Source organism: Ilumatobacter sp., from assembly GCF_965215205.1.
In the GTDB taxonomy this organism is placed as follows: domain Bacteria; phylum Actinomycetota; class Acidimicrobiia; order Acidimicrobiales; family Ilumatobacteraceae; genus Ilumatobacter_A.
In genome coordinates this window covers 1,797,449-1,812,978 of record NZ_OZ244049.1, presented here as the reverse complement: position 1 = coordinate 1,812,978, position 15,530 = coordinate 1,797,449, and the positions used below count along the sequence as shown (strand labels likewise).

The 15,530-nt window shown below is 71.8% G+C and carries 14 protein-coding genes; 7 read left to right on the top strand and 7 right to left on the bottom strand.

All coding sequences use genetic code 11. The annotated features are described in order from the left end of the window. Positions 1–26: 26 nt before the first annotated feature. Both ACOOHC_RS08475 and ACOOHC_RS08470 read right to left on the bottom strand, forming a co-directional pair. On the bottom strand, positions 27–335 hold the full coding sequence (locus tag ACOOHC_RS08475) for a putative quinol monooxygenase (protein WP_420453553.1): 309 nt from the start codon (positions 333–335) through the stop codon (positions 27–29). Between the two features lie 101 nt (positions 336–436). Further along, entirely contained in the window at positions 437–1,747 is a 1,311-nt protein-coding gene (locus ACOOHC_RS08470) for a glycine--tRNA ligase (protein ID WP_420453552.1), read from the bottom strand. A 200-nt stretch (positions 1,748–1,947) separates the two neighbouring features. Between ACOOHC_RS08470 and ACOOHC_RS08465 the strand changes: the two genes are divergently transcribed. Then, positions 1,948–2,955, top strand: coding sequence for an LPXTG cell wall anchor domain-containing protein (locus tag ACOOHC_RS08465; protein ID WP_420453551.1), 1,008 nt, complete (start codon positions 1,948–1,950; stop codon positions 2,953–2,955). An 80-nt stretch (positions 2,956–3,035) separates the two neighbouring features. Here the strand turns inward: ACOOHC_RS08465 and recO are convergent, their stop codons facing one another. Then, positions 3,036–3,764 (bottom strand): DNA repair protein RecO, encoded by a 729-nt coding sequence (gene recO / locus ACOOHC_RS08460; RefSeq protein ID WP_420453550.1) that lies wholly within the window; start codon positions 3,762–3,764, stop codon positions 3,036–3,038. A gap of 22 nt (positions 3,765–3,786) precedes the next feature. Then, a complete protein-coding gene (locus tag ACOOHC_RS08455) occupies positions 3,787–4,383 on the bottom strand; it encodes an undecaprenyl diphosphate synthase family protein (RefSeq protein ID WP_420453549.1) in 597 nt (198 codons plus the stop codon). 132 nt (positions 4,384–4,515) lie between these two features. Between ACOOHC_RS08455 and uppS the strand changes: the two genes are divergently transcribed. Both uppS and ACOOHC_RS08445 read left to right on the top strand, forming a co-directional pair. Continuing rightward, positions 4,516–5,187: a polyprenyl diphosphate synthase gene (gene uppS, locus ACOOHC_RS08450; RefSeq protein WP_420453548.1), complete on the top strand. Its 672-nt coding sequence runs from the start codon at positions 4,516–4,518 to the stop codon at positions 5,185–5,187. Then, entirely contained in the window at positions 5,184–7,055 is a 1,872-nt protein-coding gene (locus ACOOHC_RS08445) for an ATP-dependent DNA helicase (RefSeq protein WP_420453547.1), read from the top strand. The genes uppS and ACOOHC_RS08445 overlap by 4 nt, the downstream gene beginning before the upstream one ends. 66 nt (positions 7,056–7,121) lie before the next feature. Here ACOOHC_RS08445 and fbaA read toward each other — a convergent pair whose 3' ends face one another. Then, on the bottom strand, positions 7,122–8,204 hold the full coding sequence (fbaA, locus tag ACOOHC_RS08440) for a class II fructose-bisphosphate aldolase (RefSeq protein WP_420453546.1): 1,083 nt from the start codon (positions 8,202–8,204) through the stop codon (positions 7,122–7,124). Positions 8,205–8,346: 142 nt separating this feature from the next. On the opposite strand from fbaA, the gene ACOOHC_RS08435 reads away from it, so the two are divergent. Then, a complete protein-coding gene (locus ACOOHC_RS08435; protein WP_420453545.1) occupies positions 8,347–9,099 on the top strand; it encodes an enoyl-CoA hydratase-related protein in 753 nt (250 codons plus the stop codon). A 100-nt stretch (positions 9,100–9,199) separates the two neighbouring features. Then, a complete protein-coding gene (locus ACOOHC_RS08430; RefSeq protein WP_420453544.1) occupies positions 9,200–11,038 on the top strand; it encodes an AMP-dependent synthetase/ligase in 1,839 nt (612 codons plus the stop codon). 42 nt (positions 11,039–11,080) lie between these two features. Here the strand turns inward: ACOOHC_RS08430 and ACOOHC_RS08425 are convergent, their stop codons facing one another. Beyond that, positions 11,081–11,764, bottom strand: a complete 684-nt coding sequence (locus tag ACOOHC_RS08425; protein ID WP_420453543.1) for a response regulator — start codon at positions 11,762–11,764, stop codon at positions 11,081–11,083. A gap of 412 nt (positions 11,765–12,176) precedes the next feature. Between ACOOHC_RS08425 and ACOOHC_RS08420 the strand changes: the two genes are divergently transcribed. Next, positions 12,177–13,574, top strand: coding sequence for a HAMP domain-containing sensor histidine kinase (locus tag ACOOHC_RS08420; RefSeq protein WP_420453542.1), 1,398 nt, complete (start codon positions 12,177–12,179; stop codon positions 13,572–13,574). Continuing rightward, positions 13,571–14,374: a GerMN domain-containing protein gene (locus ACOOHC_RS08415; protein WP_420453541.1), complete on the top strand. Its 804-nt coding sequence runs from the start codon at positions 13,571–13,573 to the stop codon at positions 14,372–14,374. The genes ACOOHC_RS08420 and ACOOHC_RS08415 overlap by 4 nt, the downstream gene beginning before the upstream one ends. A gap of 65 nt (positions 14,375–14,439) precedes the next feature. Here ACOOHC_RS08415 and ACOOHC_RS08410 read toward each other — a convergent pair whose 3' ends face one another. Then, on the bottom strand, positions 14,440–15,465 hold the full coding sequence (locus ACOOHC_RS08410; protein WP_420453540.1) for a GTPase Era: 1,026 nt from the start codon (positions 15,463–15,465) through the stop codon (positions 14,440–14,442). Positions 15,466–15,530: the final 65 nt, after the last annotated feature.

Here is a 15,530-nt window from a genome sequence, read left to right as displayed (position 1 = left end):
CACCCGGGCTCGGGTCGCGCGGGGCGTCAGAGGCCCTTGCCGCGCACCGGGTTGCACACGATGACCTGCGGGCGACCGGCGGCGTAGGGGCGCAGCGCGGCGCCGAGCTCCTTCATCGTGTCGCTGGTGCCGTGCGCCTGGAACGCCTCGTCGTCGGTGTACTCCTCGTACATCCACACGACGTCGTCGTCCTGGCCGTCCTCCATCAGGATGTACTTCAACGTGTCGGGCTCGTTGGCCTCGACGTGCTCCATCATCGTGCCCATCGCGGCGATCATGTCGCTGCGCTGGCCCTCGTTGGCGGTGATCTTGGCGATGACGGAGACCTTGCTCATGCACCGCACCGTAGCGAACGCACCCGAGCGCGACGCGATCGCCGGACTCCCGCCGACGGTGCCGACGGCTCACGCCCACGACGGTGGAGCCGAGGCCGTCGTCAGAAGCCGAGTCGGTCGGAGACCGTCGCGAGCAGGTCGCCGATCGGGACGCGCACCTGCTCGGTCGTGTCGCGGTCACGCACGGTCACCGCACCGTCGTCGAGGGAGTCGAAGTCGACCGTCACCGCGAGCGGCGTGCCGATCTCGTCCTGGCGCCGGTACCGCTTGCCGATGCTCTGGGTCTCGTCGTAGTCGACCACGTAGCGGTCCGCGAGGAGGCGCCGGACGTCGTGGGCGAGCGGGGTGAGGGTGTCCTTGCGGCTCAGCGGCAGCACCGCCACCTTGTAGGGCGCGAGGCGCGGGTGCAGACGCAGGACGGTGCGCGTCTCGTCGCCGATCTCCTCGGTGTCGTACGCGGCGAGGAGGAACGCCGCCATCGTGCGCGTCGCTCCGGCCGCTGGCTCGATCACGTGCGGGACGTACCGCTCGTTGGTCTGGGGGTCGAGGTAGTCGAGCCGCTGGCCCGATGCCGCCGCGTGCGCCTTCAGGTCGAAGTCCGTGCGCTGCGCGATGCCCTCGAGCTCGTCGAAGCCCCAGGGGAACGCGAACTCCACGTCGGAGGTCCCCGTCGAGTAGTGCGACAGCTCGTCGTCGTCGTGGGGCCGCAGCCGCAGCATCGACTCGGGGATGCCGTGCTCGACGTACCACGCCATCCGCTCGGCGCACCAGTACTCGTACCACCGCTCCGACTCCGCCGGCGGGACGAAGAACTCCATCTCCATCTGCTCGAACTCGCGGGTCCGGAAGATCCAGTTCTGGGGCGTGATCTCGTTGCGGAACGACTTGCCGACCTGCGCGATCCCGAACGGGGGACGCTTGCGGCTGGTCTGGAGCACCTGGCCGAAGTTGGTGAACATGCCCTGGGCGGTCTCGGGGCGCAGGTACGCCTCGGCCCCCGTGCCCTCGACCGGCCCGGCCTGGGTGCGGAACATGAGGTTGAACTCGCGCGCCTCGGTGAAGCTGTCGTGCTGGCCGCAGCTCGGGCAGGTGCCCGGGTCGTCGAGCTTGTCGAGGCGGAACCGGTTCTTGCAGTTGACGCAGTCGACGAGCGGATCGCTGAAGTTGGCGAGGTGCCCCGAGGCCTGCCAGACCTGCGGAGGGCCGAGGATCGCGGCGTCAATCAGCACCACGTCGTCGCGCAGCTGCACCGTCGAGCGGATCCACGCCTCCTTCACGTTGCGCAGGAGGAGCGAGCCGAGCGGTCCGTAGTCGTACGTCGAGCGGAAGCCGCCGTAGATCTCGGCGGACTGGTACACGAAGCCCCGGCGCTTGCACAGCGAGACGATCTGGTCGAGGTCGGTGGCGGCCATCAGGGTGGACAGGCTAGGGGCCCCTCCGGCGCTCCTCGCGACCGGTTCGCCCGCCGTCGCGGCAGATCACGCCGTTGATGTTCCTGCGCTCGCGGAGGGCGCGATACCCTCGCGCCGCGCGTCCGGGCTCCCACCGGGCGTCACCGACACACCGCCGCTCGCGAACGAGCGGCGACCGAACCACACGAGGCCCCACCCCCATGAGACGATCGATCCCCGCACTCGCCGCCACCACCGCGCTCGCCGCCGCGCTCGGGTTGGGATCCGGATCGGGTGCCTCGGCGGCCGAGACGGAGATCATCGTCCCGCTCGACACGATCGTGCGCAGCATCCCCGGGGCCGTGAAGCCGGTGACGAGCCGGCCGGTGCCGGGATCCCTCGTCGGCGCCGACTGCACGGCGACGGTCGACGTGCGCAACCAGGAGTCCGTCCACCCGGGCAACGACCTGATCATCAGCTCGGGTGGTTCGTCGTTCGAGGTCAACGACGTCGAGGGCGAGGCGTTCGAGGAGCGCACCTTCTCGGCCCGGGCGATCACCCTCGGTGACACGATCAGCGTCCAGGTGCGGCTCGGCCCCGACGCCACCTTCAGCGGCGGCATCGAGATCCGGTTCGACTGCCCCGACGTGTCGGTCACGACCGACGTGACCACGACGGCCGCACCGACGACGGTGGCGCCGACGACCACCGGTGCGCCCGAGCCCGGCCCGACGGACGTCCCCACCACCACCGACGGCGAGACCGACGGCACCGACGCCCCCACGACCACCGACGACACCACCGAGCCCGCCCCGACGGACGCCCCCACCACCACCAGCGGCGAGACCGACGGCACCGACGCCCCGACCACCACCGAGGGCGGCACCGACGCTCCCACGACCACCGAGGCGGCGCCCGGAGACACCGACGGTCCGTCGACCACCGAGGGCGGCACGGACGCTCCGACCACCGCACCCGACGGCGACGGCGACGACGACGGCACGACATCGTCGTCGGAGCCGGCCCCGGGTGACGACGGCGACGACGACGACCGTGACGGTGACGACGGGAGCGCGACCACCGCCCCGGCGCCGGGGACCCCCGGCACCGACACCCAGCTCCCGCGCACCGGCGGCGGCGCCACGACGACCGCGTCGATCGCGCTCGCCCTGCTGGCCCTCGGTGGCGGAGCGATCCTGCTGACCCGTCGTCGGCCCGCCGACGCCTGACGGTCGCTCCGGGAGTCACGCTCCGACGCCACGTCCCGCCGACACCGCGGTATCGGTGGGACGTGGTCCGGGCGACCGGATCACCCGCGCTCGAACATCGCCACCGCGCGCAGCCTGCGCTCGATCTGGTGCTCGAGCGCCCGGGTGGCGAGCGCAGCCACCTCGTGGGTCACCGGTGACTCCTCGCGGTCGAGGGCGCTCTGCAGCCGTCCGCCGAGGATGTCGCGCAGCAGCTCCAGGGCGGGTTCCGAGATCGCCTGGCCCGAGCGGCAGGACCGGCAGAGCACACCACCCTCGACCAGGTCGAACGCGACCAGTCGGGCGGAGGGCTCGGAGTCGCCGCAGCGTACGCACGCGTCGAGCTGGGGTCGCAGCCCCTCGTGCGCCAGGAGCTTCCAGTAGAACGCCGGGACGTTCAGCGGAGACGGCTTGGCGGCGATCGTGCGCAGCACCCCGACCAGCATCGCGTGGGCGCGCGGGTCCGGTTCGCGCTCCAGCGACAACTGGTCGACGGCCTCGAGCGCGGCGAGGCCCTGCGACGCCCGGTCCAGCGAGGACAGCATCGGCGACAACGGCTCCACGGCCTCGGCCTGGCTGACGATGTCGAGCTCGCGCCCGCGGTACAGCAGCAGCCGGACGTGGCTCATCGGCTCGAGCCGGGCTCCGAACTTGGAGCGCGTCTTGCGCACCCCCTTGGCGACCGCACGGATCTTGCCGTTCTCCTTCGTGTGGATCACGACGATGCGGTCCGATTCGCGCAGCTTGTAGGTGCGCAGCACCACTCCGACGTCGCGGTACAGCCCGCTCACGATGGTCGCCCCCCGCCGGCGGTCATCCGACCGATTCGTCGGATCGATCCGTGGAATCGAGTCCGCCGAACCGGCGTTCGCGACGCGCGAAGTCGGCGATCGCCTCGACCAGGTCGTCCGCGCCGAGCTCGTTCCACGCCATCGGGCGGAAGAACAGCTCACCGTAGGCCAGCTCCCACACCAGCGACGGCGGGAGGCGGGTCGGCTCGCCGAGCACGACGATCAGGTCGGGCTCGCAGTCCGCCGGCGCGTACAGGACCTCCGACACGGTGGCCTCGTTCACCGGCTCGTCGTCGGGCAGGCCCGCGAGCGCCTCGGCGAAGCGCCGTCGGCCGTCACCGCACGGGTCGATCACCACGTGGCACCCGTCGATCTGGCGCTCCCAGCGGCTGCTGTCGCTCGGCCGGGACCCCGGCTCGAAGGCACGGAGCGTGAGGAACGAGGCCCCGGCGTTCGCCGCCACCGTTCCCAGATCGACGACGCGGCGCTCCCAGCGCGCGACCCCGAGGTCGTCCCAGTCGCCGAGCGTCCCGCCGACGACCATCACGTGACGCAGGAACTGGCGCGTCGGATCGACGTCGGACACGTCGTCGGCCCGGATCGCCTCGGCCTTCGTCACGGGGACATCATTCCACGCGACCGGGCCCCTCGGCCGCCTCACGCCGGCAACATCTCACGCCGGGGCCACCTCACGCCGGGCCACGACCTCACCTCACCCCGCGACCGCGACCTCAGCACTAGGTTGGCTCCCGTGCCCGACCGGACCCGCCCCCTGCACGTGGCGTGCATCATGGACGGCAACGGTCGCTGGGCCGGTCGGCGGGGGCTCCCCCGCACGGACGGCCACACCGAGGGCGAGGAGAACCTCGCGCGGTTGGTGCGCGTCGCCGTCCGGCGCGACATCGGGCACCTCACCGTCTTCGGGTTCTCGACGGAGAACTGGCGACGGCCCCGGCCGGAGGTGCGCCACATCCTGGGCCTGCACGAGAAGCTGTTCGGGCGCGTCGCCGAGCTGAACGAGCTCGACGTGCGCATCCAGTGGATCGGTCGCCCCTTCGACTCCCCCGAAGCCAAGACGCCCCGCTACGTCCAGCGAGCGATCGGCAAGGCGATCGCCGACACCGCGTCGAACACCGGCATGGTGCTCACGGTCGCGTTCGACTACGGCGGCCGGTCCGAGCTGGTGGCCGCGACCGAGAAGGCGCGCCGATCGAGCGGCGGGGTGACCCCCGAGGCGATCTCGGCGAACCTCTACCTCCCCGACCTCCCGCCCGTCGACGTCCTCGTGCGCACCAGCGGCGAGCACCGCGTGTCGAACTTCCTCCTGTGGCAGGCCGCCGGCGCGGCGATCTACTTCACCGACGCCCCGTGGCCCGACTTCGACGGCGACGAGCTCGACCGCGCTCTTGAGCTCGTCGGGTGAGCGAGCTCTCCGCCCTGCTCGACGTCGTCACCTCGGCGCTCGACGCCGCCGAGGTCCGTGACGGCCAGCACGAGATGGCCGCGCTCGTCGCCTCCGCGATCGAGACGGGGGGTCACCTCGTCGTCCAGGCCGGCACCGGGACCGGCAAGACGCTCGCGTACCTCGTCCCGGCGATCACCTCCGGGAAGCGGGTGGTGGTCGCGACGGCGACGAAGGCGCTGCAGGACCAGCTCGCCACCAAGGACCTGCCGTTCCTCGCCGACCACCTCGACGCCGACGTCGACTTCGCGATCCTCAAGGGGCGGAGCAACTACGTCTGCCTCCAGCGGCTGCGGGAGATGGCCGACCCCGACCAGGCGCGGCTCGACCTCGAGCCGGTGGCCGCCACGACCGGCGCCGAGATCCGCAGGATCGCGGAGTGGGCCGGATCCAGCCGGAGCGGAGACCAGGCCGAGCTCGACTGGACGCCGAGCGACGCCGCCTGGCGGTCCGTGAGCGTCGGCTCCGACGAGTGCCCCGGTGCCGAGCGCTGCCCCCTCGGTGACCCGTGCTTCGCGGAGGAGGCCCGCCGGCGCGCCCAGGCCGCCGACGTGGTGGTGGTCAACACCCACCTGTACGGCCTCGACGTCGCCGCCGACGGCGCGATCCTGCCCGACCACGACGTGGTCGTGTTCGACGAGGCGCACGTCCTCGAGGACGTGATGAGCGACACCGTGGGGGTCACCATCGCTCCCGGCCGCTTCGTCGCTCTCGCAGCGACGATCCGACGCATCCTCGACGACGCGTCGCTGACCGACTCGGTGGCCGACCTCGCCGACAGCCTGCGCGACGTCCTCTGCGACCGCGTCGGCGAGCGGTTGCCGATCCCGCTCCCCGACGAGGTGCAGGAGCCCCTGACCGAGGCACGCCTCGTGCTCGGTCGGGTGAGCGACGCGCTCGTCGCGATCGAGACCGCCGACGATGGCGCCAAGCAGCGCCGGCTGCGGGCGCAGACGATGACCGGCCGGGCGATCGAGCAGCTCGACGTCGCGATCGAGGGCCGCGACGGCCACGTCGCGTTCGCGTCGGGCTCGCCGTCGTCGCCCCGGCTGGAGATCGCGCCGCTCGACGTCGGTCCGACGATGCGCGACGGGGTGTGGGCACGGCGGACCGCCGTGCTCACGAGCGCGACGATCCCCTCGTCGCTGCCGTCGCGGCTGGGGATCGACGCCGAGTCGGTCGTCGTCGCCGACGTCGGCAGCCCGTTCGACTACGCCACGAACTCGATGCTGTACTGCGCGATCCACCTCCCGAACCCGAACTCGGCCGGGTTCCGGGACGCCGCGAACGAGGAGCTCGAGGCGCTCGTGCGCGCCGCGGGCGGGCGGACGCTCGCTCTGTTCACCAGCTACCGGGCGATGGACGAGGCCGCCGAGTCGATGCGCGAGCGCCTCGACGTCCCGATCCTCACCCAGCGCGACCTCCCCAAGCCCGCGCTCGTGGCGGCGTTCGCCGGCGACGAGGCCACGTGCCTGTTCGCGACCGCCGGGCTGTTCCAGGGCGTCGACGTGCCCGGGTCGACCCTGTCGCTGGTCGTGATCGACCGCATCCCGTTCCCCCGACCCGACGACCCGCTGCTGTCGGCGCGCCGCGAGCAGCTCGGACGTCGCGCGTTCGCGGAGATCGACGTCCCGCGCGCCTCGATGATGCTGGCCCAGGCGGCGGGACGCCTGATCCGCTCGACGACCGACACCGGGGTCGTGGCGGTGATGGACCCCCGGCTGGGGACCGCCTCGTACCGGTGGGACATCGTCAACGCCCTCCCGCCGATGAAGCGCACCCGCCACCGAGCCGAGGTCGAGCGGTTCCTGCGCGACACGACCGCCTGACGCATCACCGCCAGGGTCGCGTCACCGCCCGGGGTCAGACCCCGGCTGCGATGCTCGTGGGGCCGATCAGGCGAGCGTGTCGACGTTGCCGAGCTCACGGAACGCCTGCTCGAGGCGCTCGACGAAGCTCTCCTCGGCCGAGCGGAGCCAGACCCGGGGGTCGTAGTGCTTCTTGTTCGGAGCGTCCTCGCCGCTCGGGTTGCCGAGCTGACCCTGGAGGTACTCCGAGTTGTCCTCGTAGTAGCCGCGCACCCCGTCCCAGAAGGCCCACTGGAGGTCGGTGTCGATGTTCATCTTGATCACGCCGTAGCTGATCGCCTCGGAGATGTCCGACGCCGAGGAGCCGGACCCCCCGTGGAACACGAAGTTGACCGGCTTGTCGGAGTCGGTCGAGAACTTCTCCGAGATGTGCTGCTGGGCGTCGCGCAGGATCGTCGGCGTGAGCTTGACGTTGCCGGGCTTGTACACGCCGTGGACGTTGCCGAACGCCGCGGCGATGAGGAAGTTCGGGCTCACCTCGAGCAGGCGCTCGTAGGCGTACGCGACCTCCTCGGGCTTGGAGTACAGGTCGGCGGGGTCGGCGTCGGAGTTGTCGACTCCGTCCTCCTCGCCCCCGGTGATCCCGAGCTCGAGCTCGAGGGTCATCCCCATCGGTGCCATGCGCCGCAGGTACTCGACGCAGAGGTCGATGTTCTCCTCCAGCGGCTCCTCGGACAGGTCGAGCATGTGCGAGCTGAAGATCGGGCGGCCGGTCGACTCGAACTCCGCCTCCGCCGCGTCGAGCAGACCCGCCACCCACCCGATCTTCTTCTTCGGGCAGTGGTCGGTGTGCAGGATCACCCGCGCGCCGTAGGCCTCGGCCATCGTGTGCACGTGCCGGGCGCCGGCGAGCGATCCCAGCACCGAGGCGCGGTCGCCGTCGACGGGGACCGCCTTGCCGCCGACGAACGCGCCGCCGCTCGAGGAGAACTGCAGGATCACCGGGCTGTTGAGCTTCCCCGCGGTCTCCATCACCGCGTTCATCGAGTTCGTGCCGACGCAGTTCGCGGCGGGGAGCGCGAACTCCTTCGCCTTGGCGAGCGCGAAGACCTCGTTCACCGCCTCTCCGGTGAGCACGCCGGCCGGGAAGTCGTCTCTCAGATCGGTCACGGCACCGATCGTACGCGATCGGCGCGACGCCGTCCCCCATCGACCTCGCGTCGCAGCCCGCCGAGACGCCCGGCCGGCTCCGGCGCCGCCCGCGCGCTGTCCACGTCGGGGCCGCGACGGGGCGAGCGGTACCGTCGGCGCCATGCCCGAGCTCGTCCGCACGACCATCGCCGACGACGTCGCGACGCTGACCCTCGACTCCCAGCCCAACCGCAACGCCCTGTCGCGCCAGCTCGTGTCCGAGCTCCACGCCGGCCTCGACGCCGCCGAGGACGCCGAGGTGCGCGCGATCGTCGTCGGTGCGGTCGGACCGGCGTTCTGCGCCGGCGCCGATCTCAAGGAGCGCTCGGACGGGCCCCCCGATTCCGAGCCGTTCGCACGGGTCATGACGCGGCTGATGGACACCCCCCGCCCCACGATCGCAGCGGTCGGCGGCGCGGTCCGCGCCGGGGGGATCGGCCTGATGGCGTCGTGCGACCTCGTCGTGGTCCGTCGCGACGTCTCGTTCGCGCTGACCGAGGTGCGCATCGGGGTCGCCGCCGCGATGATCTCGGTCCCCATCCTGCGCCGGGTGCCCCCGGCCAAGATCGCCGCGGCGCTGCTCACCGGGGAGCCCTTCGACGCCGACGAGGCGCTCTCGATGGGTCTCGTCAGCCACGTCACCGACGACGTCGACGCCCAGGTCGCCGAGCTCGTCTCGGGGGTCCGGGCCGGGGCGCGGCGGGCCGTCGCGGAGACCAAGGCGATGCTCGCCCTCGTCCCGACCCTCGACCGCGACGCCGCGATGGGCGCGATGACCGAGCTGTCGACCGAGCTGTTCTCCGGGCCCGACGCGGTCGAGGGGATGGCCGCCTTCCGCGAGAAGCGGCTCCCCGCCTGGAACCCGGACGCCTGAACGAGCCGCCGAGCGCCGCGCCCGATCCGCCTCGCCCGATCCGCCGCGGCGTCGGCGGGCGCGTGCGGCTGCTGCCGGCGTGACGTGGGACACTGGGCCGATGACGACGAACGACTCCGCTCCCACGCGGTCCGACATCGACGAGCGCATCGCCGGGCAGAACGTCGCGAAGCGGTTCCTGGCGAACGTCGCCGAGAACGGCTCGCTCACCGCCATCCAGTGGAAGGGCTCCGGGGGCGAGTGGGACTCGATCACCTTCGACGAGCTCGCCGACCGGACCGCCCGCCTGGCCACCGCGCTCGCCGACCTCGGCGTCGGTCACGGCGACCGGGTCGCGCTCATGCTGTCCAACCGGATGGAGTTCCACCCCCTCGACCTCGCGGTGCTGTTCCTCGGCGCGACCCCGGTCTCGGTGTACAACTCCTCGGCACCCGACCAGATCCAGTACCTGCTCGCGGACTGCGGTGCGAAGGTGGCGATCGTCGAGCACGGCGACTTCCTCGCACGCCTCGACCAGGTCCGCGACCGGATCGGATCGCTCGAGCACGTCGTGATCGTCGACGCCGACGACGCGACCGACGCGTCGGTGCTGCGCTACGACGACCTGGTCACCGCCGAGCCGATCGACCTCGCCTCGGCCGCCGAGACCGCGACCCTCGACGACCTGGCGACGATCATCTACACCTCGGGCACCACGGGCCCGCCCAAGGGCGTGACCCTCAGCCACCGCAACGTCGTGTGGACGCTCGAGTCGATCAGCGAGACGATGCGCGACCAGACCGACATCGACTCCTTCGCCGGCAAGAAGCACGTGTCGTACCTCCCGATGGCGCACATCATGGAGCGCCTGCTCGGCCACTACTACAACGTCGACTTCGGCACGGAGGTGACGTGCTGCCCGGACACGTCGAAGGTGGCGGCCGTGGCCGCCGAGGTGCACCCGCACGTGTTCATCGGCGTCCCCCGGGTCTGGGAGAAGCTGTACGCCGGGGTGAACGCATCGCTCGGGCAGGACCCCGAGCGCAAGCGGAAGTTCGACGAGGCCGTCGACGTGGCGCGTGCCATCGAGCCGAAGATGACGCGCGGCACCGCCTCCGACGAGGAGCTCGAGACGTGGAGCTTCCTCGACCAGGTCGCGTTCCAGGCGGTGAAGGAGCGGCTCGGGCTCGACCGGGCCGAGATCTGCATCACCGGCGCCGCGCCGATCCCCGCCGAGATCCTGTCGTGGTTCCGTGCGCTGGGCGTGCCGCTGTCCGAGGGGTACGGCCTGTCGGAGACGATGGCCGTGCTCACCTGGGCCGCCGACGCCAAGCCCGGCTACGTGGGGCGGGCGGCGACGGGGGTCGAGATGAAGCTCGACGACGACGGCGAGGTCCTCGCACGGGGCGGCAACGTCTTCGGGGGGTACCTCGGCCTGCCGGACACGACCGACGAGGCGCTCGACGCCGACGGGTGGTTCCACACCGGCGACATCGGTGAGATCGACGATGACGGGTACCTGCGCATCGTCGACCGCAAGAAGGAGCTGATCATCACGGCCGGCGGCAAGAACGTCAGCCCGGCGAACCTCGAGGCCGCGCTGAAGATGATCCCGCTCGTCGGCCAGGCGTGCGCGATCGGCGACGGCAAGCCGTTCATCTCCGCGCTCGTCGTCCTCGACCCCGACGCTGCGGCGGCCTGGGCCGCGAACCACGACCTCACCGGTGCCGAAGCCGAGCCGACGGCCCTCGCGGAGAACCCCGACCTCGTCGCCGAGATCGACGAGGGCGTGCGCGCTGCGATGTCGGAGTTCAACAACGCCGAGTCGGTCAAGAAGGTCAAGGTCCTCGGTGACGAGTGGCTCCCCGACTCCGAGGTGCTCACGCCGACGTCGAAGCTGAAGCGCCGGGGCATCCACGCGCAGTTCGCCGAGGAGATCGACCAGCTCTACCGCCGCTGACGTCGCCCGGCACCGAGGCGCACGAGCGCGCCATCCCCAGCGTCAACCGACGAGCCGGTAGCCGACGCCGCGTGCGGTCTTGATCAGCTTCGGGTCGTCGGGGGTGTCCTCGATCTTGACCCGCAGCCGGCGCACGTGGGCGTCGACGAGGCGCGAGTCGCCGAGGTACTCGTAGCCCCAGACGCGCTCCAGGAGCTGGTCGCGCGACAGCACGGCGCCGGCGTGGTCGGCGAACTCGCACAGCAGCCGGAACTCGGTCTTGGTCAGGTTCACCTCGCGCCCGCTCTTGAGGACGATGCCGTGCTCGCGCCGCAGCTCGACGTCGCCGAACACCGAGGCCGAGGGTCGCTGCGGGGTGTCCTGCAGGTGCACGCGCCGCAGCAGGGACCGGATCCGGGCCGCGAGCTCCTTGGGGACGACGGGCTTGGTGACGTAGTCGTCGGCGCCGGCCTCGAGCCCGGCGACCATGTCGACGGTGTCGGTCTGCGCGGTGATGATGATGATCGGGACGATGCTCTTGGCCCGCAGCGAGCGGCACACCTCGAACCCCGACATGTCGGGGAGGCGCAGGTCGAGCAGGATGAGGTCGACGGGTTGGCGCTCGAAGGACGCCAGGCCCTCGGCGCCGTTCGGGGCCTCGCGCACCGAGTAGCCCTCGTCCTCGAGGGCCAGGGAGAGCGCCAGTCGGATCGCGTCGTCGTCCTCGATGAACAGCAGCGTCTCCACGGGGGCCCATGATGCCAGACCGTCGGGCGGGGCACGCGAGCCGCGCGAGGTGGTCCGCGAGGCCGCTCGGAGCGGGCGCGAGACCCCGCGGGCGACTCGCGACGGCCGATCCCGTCGCCGCGCACGTCGGCGTCCGAAGATGACGATCCGATGACGTACCCTCGACTTGTCGTCGACTCGGTCTGCACCGTCTGTGGGACGCCGGGCACCGTCGCCGACGAACCCCAGGTGAGGTGACGTGGGCGGTGCCAGCAGTTTTCGTTACACAAAGCGCGCATGACGAGGATGGCACCGTCACAGAAGGTGATCAGAGTGGTGGTTGTTCACGCTGCATCGGTGGGGTACCTCCCTCCCCCTGGTACCTCACCGGCAGCGGGTGAACCCCTTCCGGAAGTCTGCAACACTGCGCTCCGTGGCCCGCGATCGATCCCTCCGCCTGCGGGCGCGGGTCACGCTCTTCTTCGCGCTCATCGCGCTCTTCGCCGGCACGGTGCTGATCGGGGTCACCTACGGATTCGCCCGCAACAACCTGCTCCAGGAGCGGTCGACCTCCGCGACCCAGCAGGCGTTCGAGCACGCCGCCGACGTCGCCACGCTGCTCGACGCTGTCCAGGCCGATCCCGACGTCCGGGTGCAGCCCTTCTTCGACTCCGAGCTGCGCACCGAACCCGGTGGCTTCGCGGTGCTGAGCTCGCCGTCCACCGGCACGCGCACGTTCCAGACCGACACCAACGGGCGCCTGAGCGACTTCCCGCTCGAGCTGACCCGGCGCGTCAACGCCCAGGGCTCGGGCCTCCAGTACGCCGACATCGACGGCGAGCCCTTCGTCGCCGTGGGGGTCCACATCCGCCGCCACGGGGTCGGGTACTTCGAGGCCTTCCCGGCGGGCAACGAGCGGTCGACGCTCACCGCGCTGCTGACCGCGCTCGGGCTCGGGGGGATCGGCACGCTGGTCCTCGCCACCCTGTTCGGGTTCTCCACCAGTCGACGACTGCTCCGACCCCTGAGCCGCGTCGCCGACGCCGCCGAGGACATCGCGTCGGGCGGCCTCGACACCCGACTCGAGGGCGAATCCGATCCCGACCTCGACCGCCTCGCCAGCTCGTTCAACGACATGGCCGACGCCGTCCAGACCCGGATCGAGCGCGAGGCCCGGTTCGCGTCCGACGTCAGCCACGAGCTGCGCTCCCCGATCACCGCGCTGACCGCGGCGGTGGAGGTCCTCGACGCCCGCCGTTCCGACATCCCCGAACGGACCCAGCAGGCGCTGGACGTGGTGGTCAGCCAGGTGCGTCGCTTCGACAGCATGGTGATCGACCTGCTCGAGCTGTCGCGCATCGACGCGGGAGCCACCGAGCTGAACATCGAGACGCTCGACATCGTCGCGCTCACCCACCGGGTCGCCGCCCGCTTCGGGAGCCCCGACATCGAGGTCGAGGTCCGCCGGGGGACGCCACGCGAGATCGACGTCGACAAGGTCCGCTTCGAGCGCGTGCTCGGGAACCTGATCGAGAACGCCAACCACCACGGAGGCGGTGCCGAGCTCGTCGAGGTCGCGCCCACGCGCCACGCGATGCTGCGCATCGCCGTCGAGGACGGCGGCCCCGGCGTCGCACGCAGCGAGCGGGACCGGATCTTCGAGCGCTTCGCCCGGGGGTCGGCCGCACGTCACCGGATCGGGACCGGCCTCGGTCTCGCGCTCGTCGCCGAGCACAGCGCGGCGATGGGTGGGGCCGTGTGGGTGGAGGACCGCGCCGGCGGCGGTGCCCGGTTCGTGTTCGAGATCCCCATCCGTGGAGCCCACGGGTGAGCCGGCGAGACGGGACCGAGCGATCGGCGACGATGACCGGGCGTCGTGCGACGCCGGGTCCGCGTGCCGTGGCGCTGGCGCTGGCGCTCGCGATCTCCGTCGTGCTCGGGGCGTGCGGGGTGCCGACGGGCCCGGAGAGCTTCGATCCGATCTCCGACGACCAGGTGCCGAACCGGCTCGCGGAGCCGTCGACGTCGCTCACGACGACGACCGTCACCACCACGACGACGGTGGTCCCCGACGAGCTCGAGACGACGACGGTGCCGGCGGTCCCGCCCCCTCCGGTGGTCATCTACTTCCTGTCGCGCGACGAGCTGAGCGGGGTGGAGAGCGCGGCGCCGTCGTTCCCCCCGAAGCCGGGAGACCTCATCCAGCTGCTCGAGAACGGGCCCTCGGAGCCGTTCGCCGACCTCTTCGAGAGCGAGATCGTCCCGGGCCTCATCGTCGGCACGACGGTCGAGGCGGGGATCGTGACGATCGAGCTCGATCCCGACCTGTTCGACGAGATCGACGAGGTGGCCGACCAGCGCTCCGCGATCGCGCAGATGGTGCTGACGTTCCTCGGCAACCTGCAGTTCGTCGGGCAGGCGCGCTTCACCTTCGACGGCGAGGCGATCCGCGTGCCCACCGGGGAGTCGGGGTTCACCGACGAGCCGGTGTCGCGCGACGACTACGTCAGCCTGATCGCCGACTCGGGCCTCCCCGCGGGAGACGACCCGGACCCGGCGACGACGGACGCACCTGACGTCTCGGCGACCACCGACGGCGACGCCTTCCCGCCGTCGGGCACCGTCGGCTGAGCCGACGGGCGACCGCCGGCGGACTCGCGCTCGCACGTCGCATCGGCACCGACGCGCGACGACGCTCAGTAGCCGAGGCGCTCGACCCGCTCGGGGCGGCGCTGCCAGTCCTTGTCGACCTTCACCCGCAGCTCGAGGAAGACGCCCTCGGGGAGCTGGGCGCGGGCACGTTCGCCGGCCCGCTTGAGCACGCTGCCGCCCTTGCCGATCACCATGCCCTTCTGGCTGTCGCGCTCCACGATCACGTCGACGCGGATCCGCGGCCACTCCCACTCCACCACCTGGGTGGCGATCGAGTACGGCAGCTCGTCGCGGGTGACCGCGAGCAGCTGCTCGCGCACGAGCTCGGCGACCCAGCGCTCCTCGCCCAGATCGCTCACCTGGTCGTCGGGGAAGTAGCGCGGGCCGGGCGCGAGACGGGCGAGGAGGTGGTCGACGAGGGCGTCGAGGCCGTCGTGGGTGCGTGCGGACACCGGGAAGTACTCGGCGGCTCCGAGCTCGCTCGCCGCACCCAGCATCGCCAGCACCTGGGCGGGGGTGGCCCGGTCGATCTTGTTCACCACCACGATCGCGTCCGACACGTCGAGCTGGGACGCCACCCAGCGGTCACCGCTGCCGAAGGGCGTCGTGGCGTCCAGCACCAGGGCGACGACGTCGACGTCGGTCGCCGCCTCGCCTCCGTCGGCACCGCGTCGGTCGCCGCCGGAGGCGCTCGCGCCCTCCGACGCGGTCGATCCGGCGACGCTCGACAGCGCCGTCGCGTTGACGCGCTCGCCGAGCGCGGTCACCGCCTTGTGCAGGCCCGGCGTGTCGACGAACACGATCTGGCTGCCCGGCCGCGAGCGCACCCCCATGATCCGGTGGCGGGTCGTCTGCGGCTTGTCGCTGACGATGCTGACCTTGGTGCCGCAGATCGCGTTGACCAGCGACGACTTGCCGACGTTGGGCCGGCCGACGAACGTGACGAACCCGGAGCGGATGCCGGACTCGGCGGGCTCCTCCGGCCACGGCGCTGGGCCGGCGGTCTCGTGCTCGTCGTCGGCGCTCCCGCCGTGCACGCCGTCGTCGTCGGCGCCGTCGGGATCGTCCATGGCGAGAGTCTGCCGCGTCCGGGGTGCCGCGGGCGCCGTCGGCGCCACGAGCCGGTGGAGGCGTG

What these genes read in the sequence shown, in the direction of transcription:
- ACOOHC_RS08475 (WP_420453553.1), bottom strand. Translation starts at nt 335, where the DNA reads ATGAGCAAGGTCTCCGTCATCGCCAAGATCACCGCCAACGAGGGCCAG.
- ACOOHC_RS08470 (WP_420453552.1), bottom strand. Translation starts at nt 1,747, where the DNA reads ATGGCCGCCACCGACCTCGACCAGATCGTCTCGCTGTGCAAGCGCCGG.
- ACOOHC_RS08465 (WP_420453551.1), top strand. Translation starts at nt 1,948, where the DNA reads ATGAGACGATCGATCCCCGCACTCGCCGCCACCACCGCGCTCGCCGCC.
- ACOOHC_RS08435 (WP_420453545.1), top strand. Translation starts at nt 8,347, where the DNA reads ATGCCCGAGCTCGTCCGCACGACCATCGCCGACGACGTCGCGACGCTG.
- ACOOHC_RS08430 (WP_420453544.1), top strand. Translation starts at nt 9,200, where the DNA reads ATGACGACGAACGACTCCGCTCCCACGCGGTCCGACATCGACGAGCGC.
- ACOOHC_RS08410 (WP_420453540.1), bottom strand. Translation starts at nt 15,465, where the DNA reads ATGGACGATCCCGACGGCGCCGACGACGACGGCGTGCACGGCGGGAGC.